General features: G+C 57.2%; 3 protein-coding genes. 2 read left to right on the top strand and 1 reads right to left on the bottom strand.

All coding sequences use genetic code 11. The annotated features are described in order from the left end of the window. The first annotated feature begins 315 nt into the window (after positions 1 to 315). Both zapE and KHU33_RS25895 read left to right on the top strand, forming a co-directional pair. Entirely contained in the window at positions 316 to 1,413 is a 1,098-nt protein-coding gene (zapE, locus tag KHU33_RS25900; protein ID WP_211468392.1) for a cell division protein ZapE, read from the top strand. A gap of 57 nt (positions 1,414 to 1,470) precedes the next feature. After that, positions 1,471 to 2,313 (top strand): hypothetical protein, encoded by an 843-nt coding sequence (locus KHU33_RS25895; protein WP_211468390.1) that lies wholly within the window; start codon positions 1,471 to 1,473, stop codon positions 2,311 to 2,313. Positions 2,314 to 2,331: 18 nt separating this feature from the next. Here the strand turns inward: KHU33_RS25895 and KHU33_RS25890 are convergent. Then, positions 2,332 to 2,956 (bottom strand): PP2C family protein-serine/threonine phosphatase (locus KHU33_RS25890; RefSeq protein WP_211468388.1); only part of this gene is annotated, 625 nt, incomplete at its 5' end.

Genomic DNA, 2,956 nt, shown 5'->3' with positions numbered 1-2,956 from the left:
CCAGCGCACGTTTTGGTTGGAACCCTTCGGGAACGGCTGCAGGCGTCGCATGCCGTTGTTGCAGCTCCTTGCCGTGGCACCGCCACGTCGCGTCGCTGCGCCTAGGCACGCAACGCCTGCCGCGCGTTCGCACTCCCAAATCATAGGTCAATAGGCCCTTGGTTGTTGCTTGGATTGACGTGGGTGAGCGAAAGCTCGCCCATTTTTATTTTTAGCGGCTTACTTGGCGGCTTATTTAATAAGCAAGATTAATTTTTTGTTAATCTATGCGGCGGGCAAACGGATTTTGGCTTTCCATCAAGAATTGAAAACACAATGAATGTCTTAGAGTTTTACGAACAGGCACTGACACAACGGGGTTTCCAGGCGGATGATGCGCAACGGCGTGCGGTTGATCGCCTGCAGCAAGCTTATGATGAGTGGGTCGAGTACAAGGCGCAGCGTTCGAATTCCTTCAAGCGTTTGATCAACCGGCCGGACGTGCCGCGCGGCGTGTACATGTGGGGCGGAGTCGGGCGCGGCAAATCGTTTTTGATGGACAGTTTTTATTCGGTGGTGCCGGTGGTGCGTAAAACGCGCCTGCATTTCCACGAGTTCATGCGGGCGGTGCATAGGCAGCTGGATGAACTCAAGGGCGTTGCCGATCCGCTGGACGAAGTGGCGAAGCGGGTCGCCCGGAAATACCGGCTGATCTGTTTTGATGAATTCCACGTGTCCGATATTGCCGACGCCATGATTCTCTACAATCTGCTGAAAGCCTTGTTCGATAACGGTGTGTCGTTTGTCATGACCTCGAACTACGAGCCGAGTACGCTGTATCCTGACGGCTTGCACCGGGATCGCATGCTGCCGACCATCAAGCTATTGCAAGATAACCTGGATGTGATGAATATCGACGCCGGCATCGATTACCGCAAACGCGCCCTGGAACAGGTCGATAGCTATCATTCACCGCTGAACGCCGATACCGATCGCGCCCTGCGGCATGCGTTTTCCGGGGTTGCTGACACCGCCGACGAAGATCCTATCGTCGATATCGAAGCGCGTAAAATAAAGGCATTGCGCAGGGCCGGCGGCGTCATCTGGTTCGACTTCAATACCCTGTGCGGCGGCCCGCGCTCGCAAAACGACTATCTCGAAATTGCCAGCCGCTTCCATACGGTGATATTGTCCGGTATTCCGCAGATGTCGGCGGCGATGTCGTCCGAGGCGCGGCGGTTTACCTGGCTGATCGATGTGTTCTATGATCACAAGATCAAATTGATCATGTCGGCCGCAGTGGCGCCGGAAGAGTTGTACACCCAAGGCATGCTGGCCAACGAGTTTCACCGTACCGTGTCGCGCATCATGGAAATGCAGTCGCGCGAGTATATGGATAGCGAGCGGCGTTCCGAGGCTGACTCTATTGTGTGAATTGTGTGAGCCTGGGTCCGGTGTTTGAAAATAACGTATAGAAATGGATGGGTTTACGTGGAATTTGCCTCTTTGATTTTGGCTCCTTTGTCGCAGTCGTCGCCATTGCAGGTGCGCGTGTCGCGCCGGCGCCCGGTTTTGTCTGGTGTTGCTGCACTGCTGCTGACGCTGTCAGCCGGTGCCCAAGCCGCGGACGCCCAGCTGAAGCCGGTAGCCGAGCCTGCCGCCGAACTGAGCGCACGCTACCCGCTTGAAACCCTTAATTCGGTGGAAACCGCGAATCGCGCTCTGGCCGATGTAGCCGACGCCAAGGCCGAAGTCGAGGCACGCGATCTGGAACAGCGGCGCGTCTGCTATGAGAAATTCTTCGTCAACCATTGCCTGGATGCCGCCAAGGAGCAGCGGCGGCTGGCGATGAAAACGATTCGCCCGGTAGACATCACCGCCAACGCTTTCTTGCGTAAAGAGCGCGCCGATGAGCGGGACCGGGCGCTGGAAGTGCACGCTGCCCAGCAACCGGCCGAAGCGGCGCAGAAAGCCCAGGATCAAAATGCAAAAGAGCTGAGCAACGCCGACAAGGTGAAGCAGGGCGCGGCAAAAGAAAAAGAAGTTGCTGCCAATACCCGCAAGCATCTGGGCGAGGCGGACAAACGCGTGGCAGAGCATGACGCCCGCGAGCAAAAGGCCAGGCAAGATGCGGCTGCCAAAGCCTCGCAGCGTGCAGCCAATGCTGCCGCTTTCGAGAAAAAAGCCCAGGAATCAGCGGAGCGTCAGCGTCAGGTAGCTGCAAACAAGGCCGCCAAAGCCAAGGATCTGGCAAGCAAGAAAGCGGCTGAAACCGGAGTGCCGGCAGCACCTGTAACGCCGCCAGCTACTACAACGCCGGCGTCAGCACCGTAAATCGACGAAGGGCAGGAATTACACCGCCCGGCGCATCTTCTTGACGGTGTAGTTCTGTGCTTCCTTGGGCAGCGCCACCAGTTTGACGATCGCAAAAGTGCAATTGTCCGCAGCGTGGCCCTCGGCCCGCTTGCGCGTTTTTTTGATCAGCATTTCGGCGGCGTCGCGCGGTTTGTTCATGGCGATGGCTGCGCCCAACTCATCTTCCGTAAAGTAGTGCCACAGCCCGTCCGAGCATAGCAGGAAAGCATCGCCGGCCTTGAGGCCGGTATAGCGATTGATGCTTACCGTGGGCGTGTCGGTGCTGGAGCCCAGTGCGCTCAGCAGGATGTTGGACAGATTATGCGATTTTGCTTCGTTGCGCGACAGCTTGCCCTCGCTTACCAGTTTCTCGACATAGGAATGATCGATAGTGTGCTCGGCAAAGTTGGGGCCGTCGAAGCGGTACAGGCGCGAATCGCCCACATGCGCCCAGGTTGCCGTGCCATCCGGCGACAACACCAGTATCACCATGGTGGTGTGCGGATCCTTGTCGTTGGAAAAGCCGCTCAGCTTGATGACGGTGTGGGTCTCCATCGCAATGTTGTGCAGCATCGCCTCGACATTGTCGATCAAGGGCGAGAAGCCTTCGAAGATTTGTTTG

Origin of the sequence: Collimonas silvisoli (assembly GCF_018305005.1) — a bacterium.
In the GTDB taxonomy this organism is placed as follows: Bacteria; Pseudomonadota; Gammaproteobacteria; order Burkholderiales; family Burkholderiaceae_D; genus Collimonas; species Collimonas silvisoli.
The sequence above is the reverse complement of the archived record's forward strand: the minus strand, read 5'-3'. Positions and strand labels throughout refer to the sequence as shown.

What these genes read in the sequence shown, in the direction of transcription:
- zapE (WP_211468392.1), top strand. Translation starts at nt 316, where the DNA reads ATGAATGTCTTAGAGTTTTACGAACAGGCACTGACACAACGGGGTTTC.